This window comes from Spongiibacter thalassae (assembly GCF_012272835.1).
Taxonomy (GTDB): domain Bacteria; phylum Pseudomonadota; class Gammaproteobacteria; order Pseudomonadales; family Spongiibacteraceae; genus Spongiibacter; species Spongiibacter thalassae.
The window spans coordinates 419,289-444,018 of the sequence record NZ_JAAWWK010000002.1; the positions used below are offsets into that span (position 1 = coordinate 419,289).

The 24,730-nt window shown below is 58.0% G+C and carries 22 protein-coding genes; 16 read left to right on the forward strand and 6 right to left on the reverse strand.

Annotated features, from left to right (window positions below):
- The first annotated feature begins 34 nt into the window (after positions 1–34).
- From accD to HCU74_RS06155, 10 genes are all read left to right on the forward strand, one after another.
- Positions 35–907 carry an acetyl-CoA carboxylase, carboxyltransferase subunit beta gene (gene accD, locus HCU74_RS06110; protein WP_168449526.1) on the forward strand — a complete coding sequence of 291 codons (873 nt, stop codon included), beginning with the start codon at positions 35–37 and terminating at the stop codon, positions 905–907.
- 14 nt (positions 908–921) lie between these two features.
- Positions 922–2,208, forward strand: coding sequence for a bifunctional tetrahydrofolate synthase/dihydrofolate synthase (gene folC, locus HCU74_RS06115; RefSeq protein ID WP_168449527.1), 1,287 nt, complete (start codon positions 922–924; stop codon positions 2,206–2,208).
- A complete protein-coding gene (locus HCU74_RS06120; protein WP_168449528.1) occupies positions 2,208–2,873 on the forward strand; it encodes an SPOR domain-containing protein in 666 nt (221 codons plus the stop codon). The genes folC and HCU74_RS06120 overlap by 1 nt, the downstream gene beginning before the upstream one ends.
- A gap of 66 nt (positions 2,874–2,939) precedes the next feature.
- Positions 2,940–3,461 (forward strand): CvpA family protein, encoded by a 522-nt coding sequence (locus HCU74_RS06125; protein ID WP_168449529.1) that lies wholly within the window; start codon positions 2,940–2,942, stop codon positions 3,459–3,461.
- 34 nt (positions 3,462–3,495) lie between these two features.
- Positions 3,496–5,016, forward strand: coding sequence for an amidophosphoribosyltransferase (purF, locus tag HCU74_RS06130; protein ID WP_168449530.1), 1,521 nt, complete (start codon positions 3,496–3,498; stop codon positions 5,014–5,016).
- A gap of 14 nt (positions 5,017–5,030) precedes the next feature.
- Positions 5,031–6,239: an O-succinylhomoserine sulfhydrylase gene (locus HCU74_RS06135; RefSeq protein ID WP_168449531.1), complete on the forward strand. Its 1,209-nt coding sequence runs from the start codon at positions 5,031–5,033 to the stop codon at positions 6,237–6,239.
- Entirely contained in the window at positions 6,229–7,155 is a 927-nt protein-coding gene (locus tag HCU74_RS06140; RefSeq protein ID WP_168449532.1) for an AAA family ATPase, read from the forward strand. The genes HCU74_RS06135 and HCU74_RS06140 overlap by 11 nt, the downstream gene beginning before the upstream one ends.
- A 1-nt stretch (position 7,156) precedes the next feature.
- On the forward strand, positions 7,157–8,122 hold the full coding sequence (locus HCU74_RS20300; RefSeq protein ID WP_168449533.1) for a DUF58 domain-containing protein: 966 nt from the start codon (positions 7,157–7,159) through the stop codon (positions 8,120–8,122).
- Positions 8,119–10,107, forward strand: coding sequence for a transglutaminase TgpA family protein (locus HCU74_RS06150; protein ID WP_168449534.1), 1,989 nt, complete (start codon positions 8,119–8,121; stop codon positions 10,105–10,107). Before HCU74_RS20300 ends, HCU74_RS06150 begins: the two co-directional genes overlap by 4 nt.
- A 45-nt stretch (positions 10,108–10,152) precedes the next feature.
- A complete protein-coding gene (locus tag HCU74_RS06155; protein ID WP_246864475.1) occupies positions 10,153–10,695 on the forward strand; it encodes a mechanosensitive ion channel domain-containing protein in 543 nt (180 codons plus the stop codon).
- Here HCU74_RS06155 and HCU74_RS06160 read toward each other — a convergent pair whose 3' ends face one another.
- Positions 10,696–11,358 (reverse strand): TetR/AcrR family transcriptional regulator, encoded by a 663-nt coding sequence (locus HCU74_RS06160; RefSeq protein WP_168449535.1) that lies wholly within the window; start codon positions 11,356–11,358, stop codon positions 10,696–10,698. It abuts the gene before it with no gap.
- Positions 11,359–11,454: 96 nt separating this feature from the next.
- On the opposite strand from HCU74_RS06160, the gene HCU74_RS06165 reads away from it, so the two are divergent.
- Together HCU74_RS06165 and HCU74_RS06170 are read left to right on the forward strand one after the other, a co-directional pair.
- Positions 11,455–12,567 (forward strand): efflux RND transporter periplasmic adaptor subunit, encoded by a 1,113-nt coding sequence (locus HCU74_RS06165; RefSeq protein ID WP_168449536.1) that lies wholly within the window; start codon positions 11,455–11,457, stop codon positions 12,565–12,567.
- Positions 12,567–15,662 carry an efflux RND transporter permease subunit gene (locus HCU74_RS06170; protein ID WP_168449537.1) on the forward strand — a complete coding sequence of 1,032 codons (3,096 nt, stop codon included), beginning with the start codon at positions 12,567–12,569 and terminating at the stop codon, positions 15,660–15,662. The genes HCU74_RS06165 and HCU74_RS06170 overlap by 1 nt, the downstream gene beginning before the upstream one ends.
- A gap of 51 nt (positions 15,663–15,713) precedes the next feature.
- On the opposite strand, the gene HCU74_RS06175 is transcribed toward HCU74_RS06170, so the two are convergent.
- On the reverse strand, positions 15,714–16,010 hold the full coding sequence (locus HCU74_RS06175; RefSeq protein ID WP_345889659.1) for a YebG family protein: 297 nt from the start codon (positions 16,008–16,010) through the stop codon (positions 15,714–15,716).
- 141 nt (positions 16,011–16,151) lie between these two features.
- On the opposite strand from HCU74_RS06175, the gene HCU74_RS06180 reads away from it, so the two are divergent.
- The gene (locus HCU74_RS06180; protein WP_168449539.1) at positions 16,152–16,508 is read left to right on the forward strand and encodes a YibL family ribosome-associated protein; all 357 of its coding nucleotides are present in this window, start codon (positions 16,152–16,154) and stop codon (positions 16,506–16,508) included.
- On the opposite strand, the gene HCU74_RS06185 is transcribed toward HCU74_RS06180, so the two are convergent.
- The 4 genes from HCU74_RS06185 to HCU74_RS06200 form a co-directional block, all read right to left on the reverse strand.
- The gene (locus HCU74_RS06185) at positions 16,505–17,248 is read right to left on the reverse strand and encodes an N-acetylmuramoyl-L-alanine amidase family protein (RefSeq protein WP_168449540.1); all 744 of its coding nucleotides are present in this window, start codon (positions 17,246–17,248) and stop codon (positions 16,505–16,507) included. The genes HCU74_RS06180 and HCU74_RS06185 overlap by 4 nt on opposite strands.
- Positions 17,238–19,652, reverse strand: coding sequence for an MMPL family transporter (locus HCU74_RS06190; protein ID WP_168449541.1), 2,415 nt, complete (start codon positions 19,650–19,652; stop codon positions 17,238–17,240). Before HCU74_RS06190 ends, HCU74_RS06185 begins: the two co-directional genes overlap by 11 nt.
- 53 nt (positions 19,653–19,705) lie before the next feature.
- Positions 19,706–20,569: an MlaA family lipoprotein gene (locus tag HCU74_RS06195; RefSeq protein ID WP_168449542.1), complete on the reverse strand. Its 864-nt coding sequence runs from the start codon at positions 20,567–20,569 to the stop codon at positions 19,706–19,708.
- Between the two features lie 87 nt (positions 20,570–20,656).
- Positions 20,657–21,562 carry a LysR family transcriptional regulator gene (locus HCU74_RS06200; RefSeq protein ID WP_168449543.1) on the reverse strand — a complete coding sequence of 302 codons (906 nt, stop codon included), beginning with the start codon at positions 21,560–21,562 and terminating at the stop codon, positions 20,657–20,659.
- A 157-nt stretch (positions 21,563–21,719) separates the two neighbouring features.
- Between HCU74_RS06200 and HCU74_RS06205 the strand changes: the two genes are divergently transcribed.
- From HCU74_RS06205 to HCU74_RS06215, 3 genes are read left to right on the forward strand one after another with little or no spacing between them, the layout of a single operon-like run.
- Entirely contained in the window at positions 21,720–22,397 is a 678-nt protein-coding gene (locus HCU74_RS06205; RefSeq protein WP_168449544.1) for a histidine phosphatase family protein, read from the forward strand.
- Positions 22,398–22,440: 43 nt separating this feature from the next.
- On the forward strand, positions 22,441–23,667 hold the full coding sequence (locus HCU74_RS06210; RefSeq protein ID WP_168449545.1) for an acyl-CoA dehydrogenase family protein: 1,227 nt from the start codon (positions 22,441–22,443) through the stop codon (positions 23,665–23,667).
- A 28-nt stretch (positions 23,668–23,695) separates the two neighbouring features.
- Positions 23,696–24,721, forward strand: coding sequence for a phosphotransferase family protein (locus HCU74_RS06215; protein ID WP_168449546.1), 1,026 nt, complete (start codon positions 23,696–23,698; stop codon positions 24,719–24,721).
- The last annotated feature ends 9 nt before the right edge of the window (positions 24,722–24,730 follow it).

Here is a 24,730-nt window from a genome sequence, read left to right on the forward strand (position 1 = left end):
AAACGAATGACTCTATAAATGACAGGAAAATATCATGAGCTGGGTTGATAAGATTTTGCCCTCGGGTGTTCGTCGTGCGGAGCCGTCAGAGGCGCGCAAGCCGGGCGGTGTGGTGCCGGAAGGCCTGTGGAAAAAATGCGTGAAGTGCGAGGCGGTGCTCTACCGTCCCGAGCTGGAAAGCAACGACGATGTCTGTCCGAAGTGCGATCATCACATGCGCATTGGCGCCCGCCGTCGCATCGCCCTGTTTCTGGATGAGGAGGGGCGCGAGGAAATTCTTACCCATATCGAACCGGTCGATCGACTGAAATTCAAGGATAAGAAAAAATACCGCGACCGTCTCACCGCCGCGCAGAAAAGCACCGGTGAAAAAGACGCCCTGATTGCCTACAAGGGCACGGTGAAATCGCTGCCGGTGGTGACGGTGGCCTTTGAGTTTAATTTTCACGGTGGCTCCATGGGGTCGGCGGTGGGTGAGAAATTTACCCAGGCGGCGAATATCGCCCTGCGCGAGCGCTGTCCCTTAATCTGCTTTTCCGCCTCCGGTGGTGCCCGTATGCAGGAGGCCTTGATCTCGCTGATGCAAATGGCCAAAACCAGTGCTGTGCTGGAGCGCCTCAAGCAAAATGGCGTGCCCTATGTTTCGGTGATGACTGACCCGATCTACGGTGGGGTTTCCGCCAGTCTGGCTCTGCTGGGCGATATCAATGTCGCCGAGCCCGGTGCCCGCGCCGGTTTTGCTGGCCCCAATATTATTGAGCAGACCATTCGCCAGAAGCTGCCGCCCGGATTCCAGCGCAGTGAATTCCTGTTGTCCCACGGCGCGATTGATATGATCGTGCGCCGCGGAGACATGCGCGACACACTGGCGAGGTTGCTGGGCAATCTGACGCAACATCAACCCTGAAGGATTTGACGCCGATGCGCTTTACGCAGTTGCACGATTGGTTGCGCTGGCTTGAGGTGCAGCATCCGCGTCAAATCGACCTGGGTCTTGAACGGGTCGCGGCGGTGGCCGAGACCCTGGCCTTGGACCTGCCAATGCCGGTGATTACTGTTGCCGGCACCAATGGCAAGGGCTCCTGTGTTGCCTTGCTGAACAGCATTCTTCGCGCCGACGGCTACAGCGTTGGCAGTTACACCTCTCCCCACCTGCTGCGTTACAACGAGCGGGTGTGTATCGACGGCGAAATGGTCGACGACGCGGCGCTGTGCCGCGCTTTCGCCGAAGTCGATCGGGCCCGTCAGGGCACCTCCCTCAGCTATTTTGAATTTGGCACCCTTGCCGCACTCTGGTTATTTGCCGAAGCGGCACCCGATGTGCTGGTGTTGGAAGTGGGCTTGGGCGGGCGTCTTGATGCGGTGAATATCATTGACGCCGACATCGCCATTATCAGCTCGGTCGATCTCGACCACGAGTCCTGGCTGGGCAATAACCGGGAAGACATTGGCCGCGAAAAAGCGGGCATTATGCGCACGGCAAAACCGGTTGTGTTCGGTGACCCACGGCCCTGTGCTGCGGTGAGCCAGTGCGCCATCGACAAGCTGGCCCACCTGGTGGAGCGGGGCAGCGATTTTGGTTTTGAGGACACCGCCGAAAGCTGGTTGTGGCGCGGCGTTGATCGGAACCGCCAGCCCAAGGTACTCGCCGACCTGCCCAAGCCTGAGCTGCTGCTCGACAACGCCGCGACGGTGATTCAGGCCCTACAGTTTTTCCCCACAGAAATTTCCCATGAGGCCATTCGTGCCGGTATTGAGCAGGCTTCGGTGCCCGCTCGCGGACAGCGTTTGCGCCTGCGTCAGTGTGATCTGGTACTGGATGTTGCCCACAATGCGGCGGCAGTGGCTCGGCTGGCCGACAGGCTGGGCCAGGAAGCCGCTGGCCGCACCGTCGCCGTCTTCGCTCTGATGGCTGACAAAAAGCTTGAGAGCCTGCTGGGGGAGATCAGGCATCGAATAGATCACTGGTATCTTCCCGAGTTGCCGGGTAATGACCGGGCGATGGCGCCTGCGGCCCTGCGCGCAGGCTTGATCGCAGCGGGGATCGACGAAAGGCGAGTAGAGTTGATTGACCTGCATACCGACCTTCCCGAAGTACTGAACGCGATGGCGGGCGATGATACATTGCTGGCGTTCGGCTCATTTTTTACGGTTGCGGCGGTGCTTGAGGCACTGCCCGCATCGGCGTTTGCGGAGGCGCTGCACTAATGGTGAAACAACGTTTGGTGGGGCTGTTGGTGCTGCTCTGTGGCGGTATTATTTTGTGGTCTGTACTGTTTACCGCGCCGGCGGAATACAAGGTGGATCGCAACAGCCAAATACCGGTGCCACCGCGGCTGGAGGCGATGCCGGATATGGACGCCGACGAGCCCCAGGGCATACCCTCCGCCGATTCGCCCATTGTGGTGGAGCAGGAGGTGCTGCCGATCAGTGATGGCGATACACCGCCAGGTAAGGCCGAGCCCACACCGCGACCCGAACCCACCGCTCGGACACAGGTGACACCTGAGCCGCCGACGCCGGTTGTAGAGCCGAAGCCGGAACCGAAAGCGGAACCGAAACCGGAACCGAAACCCGCCAAGGTGAAAACGGCGGCGCCCCCGGCGGAACCCACCGCCGAGGCCCGCGGACTGCCGGTTGCCTGGGTTATTCAGTGTGGCAGCTTTGGGCAGCAGGCAAATGCCGATGGTCTGGTAGAACGGCTGCGCAGCGGGGGTTACAAAGCCTACGCCGAACGTATTGAGCGGGGCGGAAAGTCCTTGTATAGGGTATTGGTCGGGCCGGCGCTCAACCGCGAGCGGGCCGAGTCATTGCAGGTGGAAATCAACCGCCGCTTTGAATTAAATACGATACTCACCCGCTTTGAAGGATAAACGCTTGGGCTGGGGAGCGGGGCTTGTTAGAATTCGCAGCTTCGAGCAATCCTGGAGCCGCCTGCGGTGCTGACTAGCTTTAACTGGGCAGATTGGGCCATTATCACCATCGTTGTGGTGTCGTCATTAATCAGTCTGCTGCGTGGCTTTGTGAAAGAAGCCCTGTCTCTGCTGTCCTGGGCCGCGGCCTTCTTTATCGCGGTCGCCTTTCATTCACAGATGGTTGAAATGCTGTCGTCGATGGTGGACAAGGTCTACCTCCGTGACATTCTGGCCTACGTGGTGTTGTTCACTGCTTCGCTGGTGGTGGGCAGTCTGCTTACCCACTTTGTTGCCGAGGTGGTCAAACGCACCGGCCTCAGTGGCACCGACCGGCTATTGGGGATGATATTTGGCACCACCCGGGGGCTTATTGTAGTGCTCGCACTTCTGGTGCTGCTGCCGTCGCTGTTGACGGATGTTGAAAAAGACGACTGGTGGCTCGAATCTGTTCTGATTCCTGAATTTTTACTGATGCGTGATTGGTCGGTACAAACCTTCACTGAATTTGTGGCGTGGGCCGGCAACCTGCTGGATTCCCACCGCTGATCTATCTGAATTTGCAATAATGAGGTAAGGCTGCATGTGTGGTATTGCGGGCATCGTCGCTAAAAGCAATGTCAATCAGGATCTTTATGATGCGTTGACTGTGCTTCAACACCGCGGCCAGGATGCTGCGGGAATTGTGACCTGCCAGGATGGCCGATTAAACCAGCGCAAGGGCAACGGTCTGGTGCGCGATGTGTTCCACACTCGCCATATGCAGCGACTGCAGGGACACATGGGCATTGCCCATGTGCGCTACCCCACTGCGGGCAGCTCCAGCCCGGCACTGGCACAACCCTTTTATGTTAATTCCCCCTACGGTATCAGTTTGGCCCACAACGGCAATCTGACCAATTCGGCGGAGTTATCCCAGGAGTTGTTCCAGTCGGATCTGCGCCACCTGAACACCGAGTCTGACTCGGAGGTGTTGCTGAACATCTTTGCCCACGAGTTACAGCGCCTGGGGAAACTGGTGCCCAGCGCCGACGATATTTTTGAAGCGGTCAGCGGTGTGCACAAGCGCTGCCGTGGCGGCTACGCGGTGGTGGCGATGATTGCCAACTACGGTGTGGTAGGGTTTCGCGATCCCAATGCAATTCGGCCATTGGTCTACGGCAAGCGCGAGACCCCGGCGGGCACGGAATATATGCTGGCCTCGGAGAGTGTCGCTCTCGACGCCCTGGGTTACACCCTGGTCGGTGATGTTGCCCCCGGCGAAGCGGTGTATATCACCCACGACGGCGAGTTCCATATTCGCCAGTGTGCAGAAAAGGTGAACTGGGCGCCGTGTATTTTCGAGCATGTGTATTTTGCCCGCCCGGATTCCATCATGGACGGGATCTCGGTGTACAAGTCGCGCCTGCGTCAGGGCGAGCGTCTGGCTGAAAAAGTCCTGCGGGAGCGTCCCGACCACGATATCGACGTGATTGTGCCAATACCGGATTCCAGCCGTATTGCCGCCCAGTCCATGGCGGCGGTGCTCGGGGTGAAATTCCGCGAGGGCCTGGTGAAGAACCGCTATATCGGCCGAACCTTTATCATGCCGGGGCAGAGCGCTCGCAAAAAATCCGTGAAGCAAAAGCTCAACGCGATTGGCCTTGAGTTCAAGGGCAAAAACGTGATGCTGGTCGATGACTCGATTGTGCGCGGCACCACCTGTGAACAAATTATCGAAATGGCACGGGATGCCGGTGCCCGCAAGGTTTATTTCGCCTCGGCGGCGCCGCCGGTGCGCTTCCCCAATGTCTACGGTATTGATATGCCATCGGCGACGGAGCTGATTGCCCACGGTCGCAGTGTTGAGGAAATTCGCACCGAGATTGGCGCCGACTGGCTGCTGTATCAGGATCTGGATGACCTGCTGGACTGCTCGGCGGAGGGCAATCCCAATATCAGCCGCTTCGAATGTGCGGTGTTTAACGGTGACTATATCACCGGCGATGTGGACCAGGCCTATCTTGATCAGCTGGAAGCCGATCGCAACGACAGCAACCAGGCTGCCAAGAATGCCTCTGCGGGTGATGGCGCCTTGATCGGTCTGCATAACGACGTATCTTGACGGCGGGGACGAGTATGGATCAGGACTATCTACAACAGCGTCTAGAGGTGTTGCACGAAGCCGAGCTGGACACCCTCGCGGTACGTGCCGGGCAGCGACGCACCGCGGAAGGGGAGCACTCGGAGCCGATTTTTACCACCTCCAGCTATGTATTTGCCTCTGCTCAGGAGGCCGCTGACCGGTTCTCCGGCGCCCAGGCGGGCAACGTCTACTCCCGCTATACCAACCCCACGGTGCGCACCTTTGAAGAGCGCATCGCGGCGCTGGAAGGGGCCGAGATGGGGGTGGCGACGGCATCAGGCATGGCGGCCATTCTCAGTACCTTTGTTGCTCTGCTGAAAGCCGGCGATCACATTGTGTGTTCCCGCAGTGTATTTGGTACAACCACGGTGCTGTTGAATAAATATCTGGGCAAGCTGGGTATTGGTAATACCGTGGTATCACCGGTGGATATCGACGCCTGGCGAGGGGCTATCACCCCCGCAACCCGAATTCTTTTTCTGGAAACACCGTCCAATCCGATGGCGGAAATTGCCGATATTCGCGCCCTGTCTGCGCTGGCCAAAGAACATAACTGCCTGCTGGTGGTAGACAATTGTTTCTGCACGCCAGCGCTGCAAAAGCCGCTGGCGCTGGGGGCGGATATTGTTGTGCACTCGGCGACCAAATATCTCGACGGTCAGGGTCGTTGTGTCGGTGGCGCGGTAGTGGGTCGCCGCGAGCAAATGGACGAGGTGCTGGGCTTTATTCGCAGCGCCGGGCCGAGTATGAGCCCCTTCAATGCCTGGGTTTTCCTAAAGGGATTGGAAACCCTGCGCCTGCGTATGGAGGCCCACAGCCGCAACGCGCTGGAGCTGGCCCAATGGTTGGACAGCCAACCAGGTATCGAGCGGGTGTTCTACTCCGGCTTGCCTGATCATCCGGGCCACGACCTGGCCAAGGCTCAGCAGAGGGCTTTCGGCGGTGTACTGGCCTTCCGTGTCAAGGGTGGTCGCGAGGCCGCATGGCAGTTTATTGATGCCACCCGCCTGGTGTCGATCACCGCCAACCTCGGTGATGCGAAAACCACGATTGTGCACCCGGCGACGACCACCCACGGGCGCTTGAGCGAGGAAGAGCGAGCGGCGGCGGGGATCACCGATAATCTGATTCGTGTCGCAGTGGGGCTGGAAGATATTCGCGACCTGAAAGCCGATATGCAGCGAGGATTGGATGCAATCTGAGCAGCAGCTACTGCGTGACGTCAGTGCTGAAATTGGCCGCATTGTGCTGGGCAAGGAACGCCAGGTCCAGCAGGCGCTGTGTTGTTTGTTAGCTGGCGGGCACTTATTGATTGAAGACCTGCCGGGAGTGGGTAAGACCACCCTGGCGCAGACCTTTGCCATTGTGACCGGGTTGCAGTTCCGCCGGGTGCAATTCACCAGTGATATGTTGCCGGCGGATATTCTCGGCTCCTCGGTGTTCGACCGCAATACCAATGCCTTTCACTTTCATCCCGGCCCGGTGTTCACCCAGTTTTTGCTGGTAGACGAAATCAACCGCGCCACGCCCAAAACACAGAGCGCCTTGCTGGAAGCCATGGCCGAGGAACAGGTCACCATCGAGGGTGAAACTCGGCTACTACCCCGGCCCTTCTTCGTGATGGCCACCCAAAACCCCTTGTTTCAGTCCGGCACGTTTCCATTGCCTGAGTCCCAGTTGGATCGCTTTATCATGCGCATCTCACTGGGTTATCCCGATGCGCGCTCCGAGCGACAGCTGCTGGAAGGCGGTGATCCGCGAGAGCAGATGTCCGGACTGAGCGCGCGCCTGTCGGTAGAGCAGCTGCTCGCACTGCGGGAGCGGGTCAAACAGGTGGAAGTGCGCGCCAGTGTGGTGTCGTATATTCAACGGCTTATCGCCTTTACCCGCGAAGATGCCGAATTCGCCTTTGGGCTGTCCACCCGTGCGGCGCTGGCCCTGTTACAGAGCGCCAAGGCCTGGGCCCTGCTTGAGGGACGGGATTATCTCCTGCCGGACGATGTTCAGGCGGTGCTCGAGCCGGTCGCCGCCCATCGCCTGCAATCCTCGGCGGACAGCCGGGCTGACGGCCGCGAGCTGGTGCAGCGTATGCTTGCCCAGGTTTCGGTGTTGGTGTGAGGTGGCGAGATTCAAGCGCTTCCTCCGCCGGCGTATGGAGTTGTGGCTAGATAAGCGCAACCCTCGGCGCAGCGAAGTGGTGCTGGAACAAAACCGCATTTTTATCTTTCCCTCCAGCGCTGGTCTGGGTTTTCTGGTGATGCTGTTGGGCTTGCTGCTGCTGGCGATCAATTACCAGAACAATCTGATTTTCGCCCTGAGTTTCAGCCTGTTCAGCCTCTTTCTGGTGGCAATTCTGCACACCTATGCCAATGTGTCGGGGATTCGCTTGCGGGCGGGGGTGGCCGATCCGGTGTTTGCCGGGGAGCTGGCCCACTTCCATTTACACGTGCACGCACAGCAACGCCCCCGCCATCAGCTGCGGTTTAATTTCGCCGGCGGTCGCTTTCAGTGGTTGGAGCTCTCCGCCCCTCTGGACAGTGGCGAGGTCGTGCTGCCCTGGCCGGCTGAGCGCCGGGGTAAGCTGGTACCGGGGCGATTACAGTTACGCTCCGACTTTCCCCTTGGCATTATTCGCTGTTGGGCCATGCCCGCACTGGACTGGCACTGCCTGGTCTATCCCCAACCAAGATTGTTGCGGCCTCTGCACAGTTTTGCCAGCGAGGGAGAGGGCGAGCACCTTAATGCTCATGCCGATGGCGATGAATTCAGCGGTTTTGAGCGCTACCAACCCGGCGAACCACCGCGCCGTATTTTCTGGAAGGCCTACGCAAAGGGCCAGGGCCTGCTCAGCAAGCGGTTTGAGCAAAATCGCGCCGATGAATTGGTGTTGCACTGGGACAGTTTGGCGGGCCTTGCTGTTGAGGATCGTTTGAGCACACTGTGTGCCTGGGCGCTGGACTGTGAACAGCGCGGCCTGTATTTCGCCCTGGTGTTGCCCGGGGTGAGTGTTGAGCAGGGCAGTGGCCCGGTACATCTCGCTCGAGTATTGCGCGAACTGGCGTTGTTCGAGGGCGGACAGTCATGAGCGCCGAGCGACGCAGCAGCCGCCACGCCGTTGTGCTGCTGCTGATCGCCCAATTGGCGGTGATGCTCCCCTTGCTGACGGTACTGCCGCTGTGGTTGCTGGTGATCTGGGGCGCGGTGGCCTGGTGGTACTGGAAAATCGTTACTGCCGCCTACGCCATGCCGGTGCCCCCGGTGAAGTTTGCGCTGGTGGCTCTGGCCGCGCTGGGAATTTACCTGGAATACCGTCAGTTGCTGGGGCTGGAGCCCATGGTGACATTACTGGTGTTGGCGGTGGCCTTGAAACTGCTGGAGATGAAGACCCGTCGCGAACACTGGCTGGTGTTAATGCTCTGCTACTTTCTGCTCGGCTGTCGGCTGCTGTTTGACCAGCAGATTATTGACGTGTTGCTGGCGGTGGCGCAACTCTGTGCACTGCTGGTGGCCCAGCAGTCGTTGTTTCGCGAGCGTAATGCGGTAGTGCCCAGTATGCGCCTGGCGGGGGTGATGCTCGCCCAGGCGCTGCCGCTGATGCTGTTTCTGTTTGTGGTTTTCCCGCGAATTGGGCCTTTGTGGACCATGCCTATGCCTGGCTCCAAGGCGAAAACGGGCATGTCCGACGAGCTGCGCTTTGGTGATATCGCCGAACTGAGCCGGTCTGGTGCGCTGGCTTTTCGCGTCAGTTTTGACGGCCCGCCCCCCGCGAGACAGGATCTGTATTGGCGGGGCCTGGTGCTGGAGGAATTTGACGGCAAGACCTGGCGGGTGAATAAATTCGGTCGTTGGAGTCGCCCTCAGGCTCCCGTCATTGAGCGCAACGCCGCTCGCGAATACACCGTGACCCTGGAGCCCGGAGTGCACTCCTGGCTTTATACCCTGCCGGTGGCAAATATCAGTCGCAACGATCTGGTGTATGCCGGCGCCTACCAGTGGGCCCCGAAACAGCCCCTGAGCGGCCGCTTGCAGTACCGTGTTTACAGCAATACCGCGCAGCCCAGAACCGAAGTGGATATGATGATGCTGCGCCGCAATCTGCGCCTGCCAGAGGGTATTAACCCCCAGTCGCGGGCCTTGGCGCAGCGCTGGTCGCAGCAATATGCCACCGGGAATGAACGATTGAATGCGGCGCTGCGCTTTTATCTGCAGCAATCGCTGATATACACCCTGAACCCTCCGACCCTGGGCGAAGACAGTGTTGATGCGTTTTTATTTCAGACCCGTCAGGGCTTTTGCGAACACTTCGCCGCCAGTTTTGTTTTTCTGATGCGGGCTGCCGGAGTGCCCGCCAGAGTGGTAGTGGGTTATCAGGGGGGCGAGTACAACGCCACCGATAACTATCTACTGGTGCATGAAAGCGACGCCCACGCCTGGGCAGAGGTGTGGCTGGAGGGCAGCGGTTGGCAGCGGGTTGATCCAACGGCGCTGGTTACCCCTGATCGTTTGCGCCTGGGGGCGGAGTCTCTGCTGCGTGATCAACAGGGCTTTCTCGCCGGGTCACCATTGTCATTGCGGCGCTTTGCCTGGGCCAATACCCTGCGCCTGTATATGGACAACCTCAATTACGCCTGGGCGCGCTGGGTGCTGAACTACGACCGCGACAGCCAGTCGCTGGTCTTGGTTGATATTCTGGGGTTGGTCACGCCGCAGCGCCTGATTATTGCACTGCTGCTATGTGGTGGGTTGCCCCTGCTGCTCTACGCTGTGGTGGTATTTTTGCCCGGCAGAAATCGCTCCGGGGATCTGGCGACACGTTATTATATGCAGGCCTGTCAACAACTTGCCAAGCGTGGTGTCGGGCGCGAGCCGGGAGAAACACCACGGGCTTTTCTGCAGCGGGTTGAGCGTTCGGCACCGGAGTGGGCGCCCTGGCTGCGGGAGCTGACCCAGTGTTTTGAAGGTCAGCAATATCACAGTGAAAAGTCTGCGGAGGATGCACTGAAGGCATTGCGGCGCCTGCGTCGTCCTCGTAAAGTGGCATCCTCCGCCAAGGGCGTTGGCAAGACATAGTGCCGGCAACAATTTGCCAAGTGAACTACAGGATAGAACTCTGCGATGATGAAGGTGTTGATTGCAATTGGTGTGCTGCTGGGAGCGCTGGCCATCAGCCGCCTGATTGGGCGGCTGTTGACCGAATTCGGTAACAAGCGGCAAATTTCCGCGCGCCGCATATACACCGTACGCAAGGTGTCGAACTTTCTGCTGGGTGCACTGGGCCTGATGCTGTTTTGCGCCGCATTGGGCCTGGGCTACCACCAGGTTTATATCTTCCTGGGGTCTGTATTGGCGGTGATCGGTATTGCGCTGTTTGCCCAGTGGTCAATTCTGAGCCACTTGACCTCCGGCATTATCATCTTCTTTGCCTTTCCCTATCGGGTGGGTGACAAGGTTAAAGTGGTCGATGCCGATGAGGATATCAGCGGAGAAATTATCGAAATAGCCTCTTTCCATGTGCTTATTCGCCGTGAAGACGGCGCAACCATTACCTATCCCAATACCGCACTGTTGCAAAAACCGGTCATCAAACAGCCACCCTCCAGTCGCCAATTAAGCCAGAAGGCGGAGATGGGCGAGGAGAATCCCCTGCAGGCGGGCTGATCAGTCGGCTTTATAGGCCTTCAGAAACATATCAACACAGGCGCGACTATAGCGGCGCAGGTCTTTTCCTGTGGCGCTGGTTGTCTGGCCCAGCAACGCACAGCTGTGGGCCTCGCCGTGCAGCATGGCAATAAGTTGGCTGCAGGCCAGGCTGATGTCAGGTATGCACAGCTCACCGGAGTCGTGCTGCTGCTTGAGGTAATTGTATAACTGTTCGCGAATGCGCTCGGGCCCGGCCTGCCAGAACAGCTGGCCGACATTTGAGCGGCCCGATTCGGCGATGCACACCTTGAATACCATTATCGCCTCATTGCTGACCAGTAGCTGGGAAAAGTGCAGGGCAAACTCCTCCAGGCTCTCTCGGCAAGTTCGGTCTCGGCGCTCGGTATTAAGGTCTTTACTAAGCTGAAATTCCTCACATTTGGATTCAATGGCGGCGCTGAACAAAAGCTCCTTGCTGCCGAAATGGCTGTACAGGGTCTGCTTGGAGACACCGGCGCTTTTGGCAATCCCTACCATGCTGGCATTTTCATAGCCTTGCTCTATAAACAAATCACCCGCCGCGGCGATGATTTGTCGGCGCTTTTCCTCGCTCTTGCTACGCCCACGGCCTTTCTCGTCGTCCACCCCTGCCTGCACCTCTGTATCCACTGTCTGTCTCATTGCGTGAGTTAATCTTACGGTAAACAAAATGGACTGGACAGTCCAGTCTAGTTTCCATATATTCTTGGCTACCGAGTTTACTATGAGTCCGTTGCCATGTTGTATCCACGCATCCCCTGTACGGCACATGTTCTGCTGATGGCGCTGTTAGTGCTGTCGGCGGCTACCTTTTGCCAGTTCGCGGTAGCAGGGCCCCACCCGGTTGCGACAGTGGAGGTCAAACGCGAACAGGGCTACGACGTCGTCCGCTTGTTTGCGGGCCGTGTGATGGGCAGCCAGCGGGCGAATATCGGCTTTGAGTTTCCCGGCAGAGTGGCGCGGGTCAAGGTGGAAAATGGTCAGCAGGTCGCGGCGGGAGAAGTACTTGCTGAACTGAATACCGATGCCCTGAATATTGAGCGTCGGGAGTGGCAGGCGGCACGGGCAGAGGTACTGGCTCGATTGGACCAATTGTCCGGGGACTTACAGCGATTTGATCAGCTTTCAACAAAGGGCTACGTCTCCCAGGGGCAGCTCGATGAATTACGTAGCCGTCACCAGTCAGCCGGTGCCCAGCTGCGCCAGGTAGACGAGAAGCTGCGGGCGCTGGAGCTGCGCCTGCAAAAGTCACGACTGACAGCCCCCTTTGCCGGTGAGGTTGCCGGCCTGGAACTTGAAGCGGGGGAAGTGGTATCGGCGGGCACACCGGTACTTCAGGTCATTCAGTCGGGCAGTATTGAAGCGGTGTTTGGTGTGTCGGACCGCCTGGGTAGGGACCTCACCCTGGGGCAATCTCTGCAGGTGCACGGCAGTGCCGGACGTTGGGAGGCGAAGTTGATCGCAGTGTCCCGCAATCTCGATTGGCGCACCCAGACCCGCAGTATTCGCGTGGAACTGCCGGAATCCACCCCCTTGGTCGATGGCGAGACTATTCACCTGGTGTTGCACGAGAAGCGTCAGCAGTCGGGAATCTGGTTGCCGATGGAGGCATTGCTGGAGGATGTTCGCGGCAGCTGGGCGGTGTATCAAGTGAGCGCAGATGACAAAGGCAAGCGGACATTGGTGAAGCGTTCGGTGCAGCCCCTCTATCAGCACAAGGGGCGGGTCTATGTCGATGCCGAGGTGACCGATGGCGCGCAGGTGGTCAGTGCGGGAATTCATCGTCTGGCGCCAGGCCAGGAGGTGGTACTGTTCAATGACACTGCCGAGCGGCGAGTGGAGATTGAATAATGTTGAATAACCCTCGGATCACCGCATTGGGTATAGCGCTGATACTGGTTGCGGGATTGGCCGCTGTCGCCAGCCTGCCGCGTCTGGAAGATCCTCGCTTTGGTAACCGCCACGGTATTGTTCTGTCGACCTTCCCCGGTGCCAGCGCCGAACGTATTGAAACACTGATCATCGAGCCGCTGGAAACCGAGCTGCGTAGCATCCCTGAAATCGACCATATTGACGCCACCGCGAAATCCGGTGTGGCAGCGCTGAGTATCGCCCTCGTCGATGAGGTTCCCCCCGAGGACACCGACCGCCTGTGGTCGGAGGTGCGGGACAAACTGGAAAAGGCCGGCAAATCCCTTCCTGCGGGGGCGAGCCCTCCGCAATTGGATCAGGAGCGCAACTTCGCCTTCACCTGGATCGGCGCAATGACCTGGGAAGGGAGCGGCGATGCCGATTTGCTGCGCATGGGGCGCTATGCCGAGGAGTTGGCCAGTCTACTGCGCAATGTCCACGGCACTGATATCGTCAAGCTGTGGGGCGCCCCCGCCGAGGAGGTTCAAGTCAAGGTGGATGTGGTCAAGGCGGGGGCGGTCGGGCTGGACGTTCCGGCAATCTCCCGCCTGCTGTCCAGTAGTGACGCGAAAACCGCTGCCGGAGAGCTGGTGAATAGCCAACAACGCTTGTCGCTGGAGTTGGTCGGGGGCTTCGATCAGGTAGAACGGGTGCGCCGCACTCCGCTGTTAACCCGCGATGGCGGCTCTCTGCAGTTACAGGACATCGCGCGAGTCTATCGAGGGGAGCCGACCAACCCTAGGGAGATCACCGTGATTTCCGGCGAGCGCGGCATTGCCATCGCGGTGCGTATGCTGCCGACAATGCGTGGCGACCTGTGGATAAAGGATGTGCAGCGGGAAATCGACAGCTTCGCTGCGACACTGCCCAGCGAAATCGGTGTATCGGAATTATTTTCCCAGGAGAGATATACTAGCCAGCGCCTGGGTGAGTTGGTGAATAATATTGCGCTGGGCTTTTTCTTTATTTTTTCTATTTTGCTATTCACCCTCGGGTGGCGCTCGGCGGTCATTGTCGCCCTGTCGCTGCCCTTGAATATGCTGTTTGCCCTGGCCTGTATGCGCTTCAATCACCTGCCGATTCATCAGATGTCGGTGACCGGCCTGATCGTCGCCCTGGGGATTATGGTCGATAACGCCATTGTGATGACGGATATGGTGATGCGCTATCGGCAGACGGGGTATTCCCCGGTCGCCGCCGCCACCAAAGCCTTCAAGCATTTATGGGTGCCCTTGTTGGGGTCTACCCTGACGACGATACTAACGTTCATGCCGATTGCTCTGATGCCAGGCTCTGCGGGGGAATTTATCGGCCCGTTGGCGGTATCGGTTATTTTTGCCCTGTTGGGTAGCTGGATTATCTCGCTGTTTCTGATCGCGCCGATTGCCGGGAAATGGCTGTCGTCCAGACAAACAGGGGGACTTACTTCGCCGAAATCGGCCGCGCTGCTGCAAGGTATTGTCGGCTACGCCTTGCAAATACCCCGGCGCGCGGCGCTGCTCTGTTGTGTGCTGCCGATAGCCGGTTTTCTGCTGGCATCGACGCTGCACGAGCAATTTTTCCCGCCCTCGGACCGGGACATGATTGACTTGCAGGTGTTTCTTCCCGCGGGCAGCAGCATACACAACACCTTGAAGGCCACTGAGCGGATGAGCGAGCTTATTGAAGCCCACCCGGATGTGGAAAATTTGCACTGGGTAGTTGGGCGCAGTGCGCCGACGTATTACTACAATCTGTTCGACAACCAGGACGGTGCGGCGAATTACGCCCAGGCAATCACCAAGGTGGTGGATGCGCCCTCGGCCAACCGTCTGGTCGCCGAATTGCAGCGGGAACTGGATGAGGCCTTTCCTGAATATCAGGCGATAGTGCGGCGATTGGGACAGGGGCCGCCGACCATCGCGCCGGTGGAATTGCGGCTTTACGGCAGCAGTATTGCCCAGTTGAAAGTGCTCGGTGATCAAATTCGCGGCCTCGCCCTGGCTAACGATGATGTGGTGCACGTGCGTGACTCACTGGGCGAAGTCGTGCCCAAGCTGTGGCTCAGTATCGACGAGAGCGAGGCCCAGCGCGCGCAGGTGGGGCTGAGGGATATTTCCAATCTGTTGGCGGCCAGTGTCGATGGCATAGTCAGCGCCAGCGTGCTCGACGGCAGCGAGCAGCTGCCACTGCGGGTCTCCGGTCTGGATGTGAAGGAAACCAGCGTAGACCGCTTTATGTCATTCCCGCTGATCCTGCCCAATGGTCCCCGACCTTTGTCGGCGCTGGCGGACGTTGAATTGCGTCCGGCGCAGGCAAAAATCACCCGTCGGGATGGACGCAGGGTGAATAAAATTGAAGTGTATGTTCGCGATGGTGTGCTGCCCGCCGAGGTGCTTGCGGCCCTGAAAAAAACCATGGACGAGGTTGGTTTTCAGGTGCCGGCGGGCTATGAACTGGAAATCGGGGGCGAAGCAGAAAGCCGTAACCGTGCGGTGGGCAAACTGCTGGGTAGCGTGGGTATTATCGTTGTGCTGCTGGTGGTGACTGTGGTCATGGCTTTTAACTCCTTCAGACTGTCGGCGCTGGTGTTTATGGTGGCGATACAATCTGCGGGACTGGGTATGCTCAGCCTGTGGTTGGGGGGCTATCCCTTTGGCTTTACCGCGATTATCGGTCTGATGGGCTTGATGGGGCTGGCGGTCAACGCGGCGATCGTCATTCTTACCGAGCTGCGCTCATCGCCCCTGGCTATGGCCGGTAACAAGGCGGCGATAGTCGACACTGTGTCGGAATGCTCGCGGCATATTGTATCAACCACCTTAACGACGGTGGCGGGCTTGGTGCCGCTGATTGTTGCAGAGGGCCAATTCTGGCCGCCCTTCGCGATAGTGTTGGCGGGGGGAACGGTGTTAACCACCATTCTGTCGTTTATCTTTGTTCCTTCGGTGTTTCTGGTATTACGCCGGCCCTATCTGATGAAATACTTTCCCGCACTTGCCGAGGAAGATCGTCGGGCTGAAAAAGAGGCCACACTGAACGAGCAAGGGGCCTAGGGCCGGTGATACTGCGTATGCCGCGCCGCACAGCGACGCGGCATCGCGCCTTCAGCCCTCAGCAGCCAGACTGTGCACATTGGAGTCGCCACCTTCGTGCAGTTCTGCCAAGGCTTCCGTTTTGCCCTTGCAGGCAGAGATAATTGCCTCTTTGTTCTTTGCCAGAAAAATACCAAATTCCTCGGCCTTTACCTCATCGACCTCGGGAATCTGCCGTTGCAGCAGTTCGGTAAACTGCTCGGCCAGTTCCAGCATTTTGTCATAGGCATCGGCGTCTTTTTTACTGTCAAACATGCTGTTATCCCTGTCACACATCCACTTGGCTACAACCGCCATGGTCCACCTCATTGCTAAATTGAGAAACGTTGCCTTACTGTATATTCAACCAGTGGTCGGTGCAAGGCCAATTTTGATCGAAATTTGTCGGTGGTAATTTGTTATACTGCGCCTTCTCCTCGCCTTCTATCCCTCCTGCCTGTGGACACTGTCGTGAATCTGAATAAAGAAATACAGCAACTCAACAACAAACTCGACCTCCTGCGCAGAAAGTTGGTGGCGGCACAGAGCCGGGGAGACGAACTGGTTATCCAACAGTTTGAACGGGACATTGCCGCATTGTCGAAAAAAGCGGCGAGCATCAAAGGACAACAGTCGCGGCAAAACGCCAGCAAGGCCGAAGGGCTCAAAGCCCTGCCGTTTTCCCGTGCATTGACCAAACAGGAGCAGGCCGATATGGGCAAGCTGAAAAAGTCAGTGAAAGGCTTGGTTGTGGTGTTGCCGATCACCGCACTTGGCAAGGAACTGGGCCTGAAAGAGGTCACCGGCTTCGCCCCGAAAAAATTCTAATCGGGGTCTGTCCCCGGGGACAGACCCCCTAAAATGGCGTCGCGGACGGCTTCGGCAAACTGCTGCTGATTGCGGGGAGAGTTTGCCCGCAACGCCTCCTCACGGTTCACAATAACTCCCATTTCAATTAATACCGCGGGCATTGTTGCGGTTCTCAGTACGGCGAGCTCGCCAAACTGGTAGATGCCGAGGGTGGCGTCCAGCAGGGTTCGGTTTTCTCCTTTAATTGGTTCAGCGTGGTGCAGTGTGGGAGTGAATCCTCGCTGGCGCAGTTCGCGGCCAATGCGTGTCGCAAGTTTCGCACTCGGCCCACTGGATTGGCCGACAAACAGCGAATAGCCTGCAAAGCGGTCGCAGTAGTGCAGAGTCCGCCCCTGATACTGCCAGGTTTGCAGGTAGTGGGGCTGTACCGAGTCGTGGTGTAGTGAGATAAACAGGTCGGCGTTCACAGCCTTGGCGCGGGCGGTGCGCTCACTGAGGGCGATGTCATCGCCAGCGGGATTCAATATGCTGGCCCGAAGATTCGGGTGGCGATTTAACAGGTCGGCCAGTGTCTCTGCCGCATCGCGGTTGTAGTGAAATTCTGCCCGTCCAGTGGCGCTGATGGCGCCAGGGTTGGCGAGGCTGTGCCCGATGTCGATGGCAATGTGCAAGGGAGCGTTATCGCCGATGCTGTGGCCGGAGTACAGTGTCCACAGCATGAAGGCGAAAAGTCGCGTCCTGAGTTGCCTACCTGTCATTACCGTACACCTGACTGGGATCTCGATGCAGGTAGTGTAGCAGCACTGGCAGCAGCATCAGGTCGGCAAACAGGGCAATGACAATCGCCAGGGCGGTGAGCAGGCCAAACAGCACACTGGGAATAAAATCGGAGAAGCCGAGCAGGGCAAAACCACAGGTGATAATCACCGTGGTATAGCACAGCGCGTAACCGACACTTTGGTGGCTGAGCCGCAGGGCCTCCGCAGAGGAATGTTGCTGCGCTTCTTTGCGAAAGCGATGGACGTAGTGAATGGTGTCGTCAACGGCAATGCCCATGGCAACCGCGGCGATGGTCATGGTCATAAAGTCCAGCGGAATCCCCAGCCAGCCCATTATGCCGAGGATGGCAGCGGCGGAGAGAATATTGGGCGCCATCGCAGCAAGGGCAATGGCGAGTGAGCGGAAGATAACAATAAAGGCGATAAACAGCGCCGCGAATACCGTGCCCAGGGTGAGAATTTGGGATTCAAATAGCTGCTCCAGCATGGCCTGATAGAGCACGAGAAGATTGCTCAGCTCGATCTGTTCGGCGGGAATTCCCAGGTCGGCAATGCTGGCGCGAAGGTCGCGCAATAAGTCGGCCCGATTCAAGCCTTCCAGGCTGTCGTGGATACGGGTGCTAATGCGCAACTGTGGAGGATTATCGGTGAAATAGCTGCTGACCAGATTTTCCCGCACTGCGCTGTCGAGGCTCCAGTAGACGGCGGTCAGTTCGTATTCGGTCAGGGGCTTGTCGTTGTTCATCTCCCGGGCCAGCTGGGTAACATTCACAATGGACAGGGTGGTGCCCACGGCGGGAAAGGTTTCAATAGCGGACTGGATCCGCTGGGCCTGTTGTATGTCAACTGCGCGCAGCAGCAGTTGTCCGTCGCGGCCTTTAGCCTCGCGTGCCGGCGGCGTGTAAATAATATCCAGCGGTGTTGATCCGCCAAACTTCCTGTCGATAAAACTTAGCTCCTGGTACACCTCGGTGTCGCTGTCGAAATAATTGATAAAGCTGTTCTCTACGGTGAGACGTAATGCTCCCACAACGCCGAGTATCAGGGCGAGGCTGCTGAGCACGACAATGGTACCGCCACGCCGGGTGCAACTGCGTTGCAGGGCGGCAACCGGGCGGTCGAACAGGGAGCGGTGATGGCTGTGCAGTGGGCGGCTGAACAGTAATAGCAGCGCCGGAAACAGAATCAGTGTTGATACCAGACTGATGGCCATTGCCAGTACCATCATCCAACCAAAACTGCTGACCGGTTTAATATCACTCAAAATCAGTGAAGCAAAACCAATGGAGGTGGTGAGCCCTGCGAAGAAACAGGGTGCGGTTTTTTCCTTAAGAGTGGCGAGGACGATTTCCCGCTGTGAAGCTGACGGGCGCTTGTTGGCCTCTTCGCGGTACTGCACGATCAGGTGTATGACCAAAGCGAGGGACAGAATCAGTTGCAGGGCGACAAAATTTGACGAGATTACCGTGGCTTTCAGGCCGAGATTGGCGAACAGGCCCAGGGTCACTGCCAGACTGGCGGCGCAGCAGGTCAGGGTGACAAACAGCCAGCGCAGTTGGCGAAATAACAGCAGCAACATGGCGCAGATCAATGCGGCAATGGCGCTGCCAAACAGCAACAGATCATCCTTGATAATGTTAATTAATTGATACCCCAAAACATGGGGGCCACCGAGGAAAAACTCTCCCTTGTCGCGGTAGTCGTTGACGATGTCACGCAGGGTTGCGACCTCGCGATGGCGCTGTTCACGCAGGGATTTTTCCAATGGCGCGAGTTGTCGTTCGAGCTGCTCAAGGCGTTGGTGATCGCCCTCTGATAGTGGGGCGTTCTGAACGCGCCGCTTAAGGCGCAGAATCTTCCGCTCCAGTTGTTCAATCGCGGGATTGCTGCGAAACAGCACTTGAATGCCGGTACTGGTCATGTCCCGTGTAACGATAAGGTCTTCGTATACAGGGTGATCGCGGAAGCGTTTGGCGAGTTCTTTCGGCGACAATTGCAGATGCTGCTGGGTCAGCTCCTCGGGGTTCAGCCCCTCGTGCAAGGGGCCGCTGTAGCGCGACAGCAGGGGCACATTGATGATGGAGCGCACCGATTCCACTCGTTTGAAGGTCAGCAAACGTTCGCTCAGTTCGGCGATAACCGCCTGGCTGTCGCGGCTGAAAACTTTGCCCTGTTTCGGGCGGAAGGCAATGATAAGAAATTCTTCCGGAGAAAATTTTTGGCTGATTTCCCGGCTGCGTAAATACTGTTCGTTGTTATCGGCAATCAGGGTGTCGGCCGAGGCGTTGATTTCGAAATACTGGCTTTGCCACGCAAAATACAGCACCACCCCTAGGGCGAACAATAACAGTGTGCGTGGATAATCAAGGAGTCGATTCAGCATGGAACGTCCTTTGTTATATGTCCAGTGCGGTGGCTGGCACCGCTGGATCGTTTTCAGCGATCGTTGTCGTCGCCGACATATATTGTTGTGCTGTGATAAAACTCGTCTCGCCGCTGGCCCTGCAAATACATATTGCGAAAGAACAGATAGGGGTCGTCGGCGCTGTCATATAGCTTTTTGTATACATCGGCGCGACCGGCAAAGGATTGCAGGGTATCCGCCGCCATAATCAGGCTGGTATCCGGTTGTTCCGTCAGATAGGGCACCGGGTTGGCAAAATAGTCGCCGATGACTCCCGCACCGCCGCGCAGGTCGGAGGGGCCGAGAAAGGGCAGTACCAGGTAGGGGCCACGACCGCTGCCGTAGGTGCGCAAGGTGTCGGCAAAGCCGGCTCTCTCCTCTTCGAGATCCAGCCAGGCTTTGGCCGGGTCAAACAGGCCCAGCACTCCCACCGTGGTGTTTAATAAAAACCGTCCGGTCATTCGCCCGGCCTTGGCGGGTTGCCATTGCAACAGGTGATTAATGATGGAAATCGGCGCTTTGAGGTTGTTGAAAAACTGGCCTATATGGACCTCGACGGGGTCGGGTGTCACCGCTTTGTAAGCCTTCGCGGTGGGAATCAGCACATAGCGATAGCTGAAGTCATTGAAGCCGAAAATGGCGCGGTTAACACTGATAAGCGGGTCGTAGTAATCGCCGTCAAAGGCGACCACGGTGGCCTCGTCGGCGGGGAGGATGTTGGTCTGTGAATAGGGAACCCGGCTTTCCGACGCTTCAGTGCCACCAGTTTCGCTGTCGGCCACCGCCTTGCCCGCGCAGCCACCCAGTAGGGTGGTGAGCGCTATCAGCAGGATCGCGCCGCCGCGCCGAAGTGTCCGGGTGTCTGTTGTTGCCAGCAATGCGCATCGACCGCCCATTGTCTGTCTCCCCTTGGTTGTGGCTCAGCTCAGTGATGCTGAGGCCTCCCCTGAATGAAGCATTAGAAGGACGTCGGGGCGATTTGTTCAATGGGTGCTTTGGGACGGTGGCAAAATACCCATAATGGTGTCGCGCAACCACATAATGGTGGGGTCGTGGTCGGCGCCCTTGTGCCAGAACATATGTAGTTCCAGTGGCGATGCCTCGAAGGGCAGGGGCTTTTGGCTGAGTGTCCATTGCTGAGCAAGGCTGGCGGGCACCGCAGCGAGATAATCACTTTGGTGCAGCACCGCCTGCAAGCCCGCATAGTGCTGCAGACGCAGGCCGATACGGCGTTGTTCGCCGACGGCGCGGAGCGCCAGATCAACATGACCGGAACCGCGGCTGCGACTGGAAATATGCACGTGGCGGTAGGCGAGGAAGTCCTCCAATTGCAGATCGCTGCCAGCCAGCGGATGGTCAGGGCGCATGACACAGACATAGTGATCTTTACTGAGCAGGCGCGTGAGCAAGTCGCCGCTGTTGATGAGGGGGGCGTCGATGGCCAATTGCAGATTGCCCCCGGCCAGCTCGACGGGGATGTCGCGGCGACGGGTAAACACCACTTCCAGATCGATACCGGGCGCGGTTTTTTCCAACAGGTTGAGCAGCTGCGGCAGCAGGTGCATCTCGGCGTGCTCTGTGGCGTGCAGGCGTATGGTCTGACGGGCACTGGCGGGGTCGAAGCTACGGCGCAGTTGCACGCAGGACTCGAGGTTTTTCAGCGACTCCCTGATCGGCACAATAAGCTGGCGGGCGAGGGGAGTCGGGCTCATGCCGGTATTACTGCGCACAAACAGGGGGTCGTCGAGGGCCTGCCGCAGTCGCGCCAGGGCATTGCTGACGGCGGGCTGGCTGACATGCAGCACGCCCGCGGCGCGGGTGAGGCTCTGCTGACTGTAAATGGCGTCGAATACAACGAACAAATTCAGGTCGATACGCGGTGACTTCATGCTGTATGGCCTCGTTGAATAGCCTTTTATAATTTTCAGTGATCTGTGTTGATAACAAAAATAAATTTAACTTATTTATCATGCCTGTCTACACTGGGGTTTGTCTATGGGGTGGGGTGCCTCTAAACCGATTCTTTACCCGAATGAGGAGATGGCAATGCTGGAGATCAGCGTGGTGCGTCACGGTCAGGCGGCCTTTGGCACCGACGACTACGACCGCTTGACGGAAGTTGGCTGGGAGCAATCGCGCCTGCTCGGTGAGTATTTCGCCAATTGTCAGACCCGCTTCGACGCGGTGTATATCGGGGCGATGCGTCGCCATCGTGAAACCTTTGTTGGTTTGCGCGATGTGCTGCCGGACACCCCGGACCCCGAGGTGTTGCCGGGCTTGAATGAATATGACTTCCACCGCTTGGCGGAGGCGTATTTGCCCACTCAGGACAGGGTTTACGATATGGCCGACAGCCGCGATTTCTACCGCTGTTTGCGCGCGGCATTAATGGCCTGGAGCCGGGACGAGGTGCCGGGGCTGGATGAAAGCTGGCAGCAGTTTGAACAGCGTGTGCGCGCCACAATGGGCCGCATTGGTGAGGCCCGCGCGCCGTTTTTTGATCAGGGTCGAATTCTGGTGGTGACCTCCGGCGGCGCCAGCAGTGCGATTCTTCGAAATGTGCTGGGCGTTGATGTTGCGACGATGGTAAACCTGAACCTGCAAGCGAAAAATTCAGGTATCAGCACCTATTTTTGTAAAAACGGACGCTTCCAGCTCAATGCCTTCAACGGTGTGCCCCACCTGGAAAAACCCCAGGACCGCCATCTGATTACTTACACCTGATTTTATTCACTTATTTTTGCCCTTGTGCGACAGGAGATATTCCATGGATTTAACAATGAGCCCCAAGGCCCAGGCCTTGCTTGCCAAACTCGAACAGTTTATGGACGAGCATATTTACCCCAATGAGGAGGCCTACGCTCGGCAGCTTCACGAGCTGGAAAACCGCTTTGCCATTGTGCCGCTGATGGATGAACTCAAGGCGAAGGCCAAGGAAGCCGGGCTGTGGAATTTGTTTGTGCCCGAGGATTACGGCCAGTACAGCGAGCATGGCGGCCTGAGCTTCCTCGACTACGCCCCCCTTGCCGAAGTGATGGGCCGGGTGACCTGGAGCCCCGAGGTGTTTAACTGCAACGCCCCGGACACTGGCAATATGGAAGTGTTTATGAAGTATGCCACTGACGCCCAGCGGGAGCAGTGGCTGACTCCCTTGCTCAACGGGGATATTCGGTCGTCCTATGCTATGACCGAGCCCCAGGTCGCCTCCAGCGACGCCACCAATATTGAATTGCGCATTGAGAAAGACGGCGATGAGTGGGTGCTCAATGGCCGCAAGTGGTTTATCACCGGCGCGATGAACGAGCGCACCAAAATTTTCATTGTTATGGGTAAGTCCGACCCGGAAAACCCCAGTCGTCACAAGCAGCAAACCCAGGTACTGGTGCCCAAGGGGACGCCGGGCATGAATATTATTCGCCCACTGACGACCCTCGGCTATGACGACGCGCCCATCGGACACGCCGAAATGGTGTTCGACAATGTTCGCGTACCGCTTGAAAATGTGTTGTTGGGCGAGGGCCGCGGCTTTGAAATTGCCCAGGGTCGCCTTGCACCGGGACGTATGCACCATTGCATGCGCTTGGTCGGCGCGGCGCAGCGGTCGCTGGAGCTGGCCTGTAAACGCGCCGTGTCGCGCAGTACCTTTGGCCGGCCGCTGAGCAAGCACCAATCGGTGCGCGAGGAAATCTCCCGCAGCTTTTCCGAAATTGAAATGGCGCGTCTGCTGGTGCTGAAAACCTGCCGAATGATCGACGAGCAGGGGCCGATGAACACTACTGATATGATTGCCGCCACAAAAACCACTGTGCCGCTTCTGGTGCAGAATGTTATTGACCGTTGCATGCAAATGCACGGCGCCGGAGGTTTGACGGAAGACTATATGATGGCCGAGGCCTTTAACTACGCCCGCTGGTGTCGCCAGGCCGATGGTCCGGACCAGGTTCACCAAATGGCGCTGGGCAAACAGATTATCGACCGCTACTCCGGCGCGTAGTCGCTGGTCATCTAAACAGGAGATACCCATGTCAGCTTTTGATCTGGATACCGATAAACTCGCCGCTTATCTTGAGGCCAATATCGACGGCTTTGCCGGGCCGATTACTGCGGAAAAGTTTGCCGGCGGCCAATCCAATCCCACCTATCGCATTGATGCCCGCAGCGGTCGCTATGTGCTGCGACGCAAGCCACCGGGCAAGTTGCTGAAATCGGCCCATGCGGTAGACCGGGAATATCGGGTGATGAGTGCCCTGGCGGATACCGCCGTGCCCGTGCCGACGATGCGGGTGCTGTGTGAAGATGAAAGCATCATCGGCTCAATGTTCTATGTGATGGACTTTCTCGACGGCGATATTCACTGGAACGCGGCGCTGCCAGAGCACACCCCTGAACAGCGCACTCGCATCTACGACAATATGAACAAGGTGCTGGCTGACCTGCACAATGTGGATGTCGAGGCGGCAGGGCTGGCGGACTATGGCCGTCCCGGCAGTTACTTCGAGCGTCAGCTCAGCCGTTGGACCACTCAGTATCGCGCCAGTGAAACCGAGCGCATCGATGCGATGGAAACCCTGATCCAGTGGCTGGAGGCGAATGTGCCCGCCGACGACGGGCAGGTTTGCCTTGCCCACGGAGACTTTCGCTTGGATAATATGATGTTCGCCAAGGGCGACACCGAGGTGATCGCGCTGTTGGACTGGGAGCTGTCTACCCTTGGTCACCCCTACGCCGATCTGGCCTACCAGTGTATGCAGCTGCGCATTCCCGGTGATGCGGCGATTCCCGGCCTGGGTGATGTCGATCGTCAGGCGCTGGGAATACCCACTGAGGAGGAATACGTGCAGGCCTATTGTCGTCGCCGAGGCATATCCGGTATAGACCACTGGGCATTTTATGTGGCGTTTTCCTTCTTCCGCCTGAGCGCCATTTTGCAGGGCGTGTATAAACGCGCGCTGGATGGCAATGCGTCGAGTGACAAGGCGATGGCCTATGGTGCTCTGGCCAAGCCGCTTGCCGAACTCGGTGTCGGAGTGATTAGCGAAGGCAATTAACACAACAAC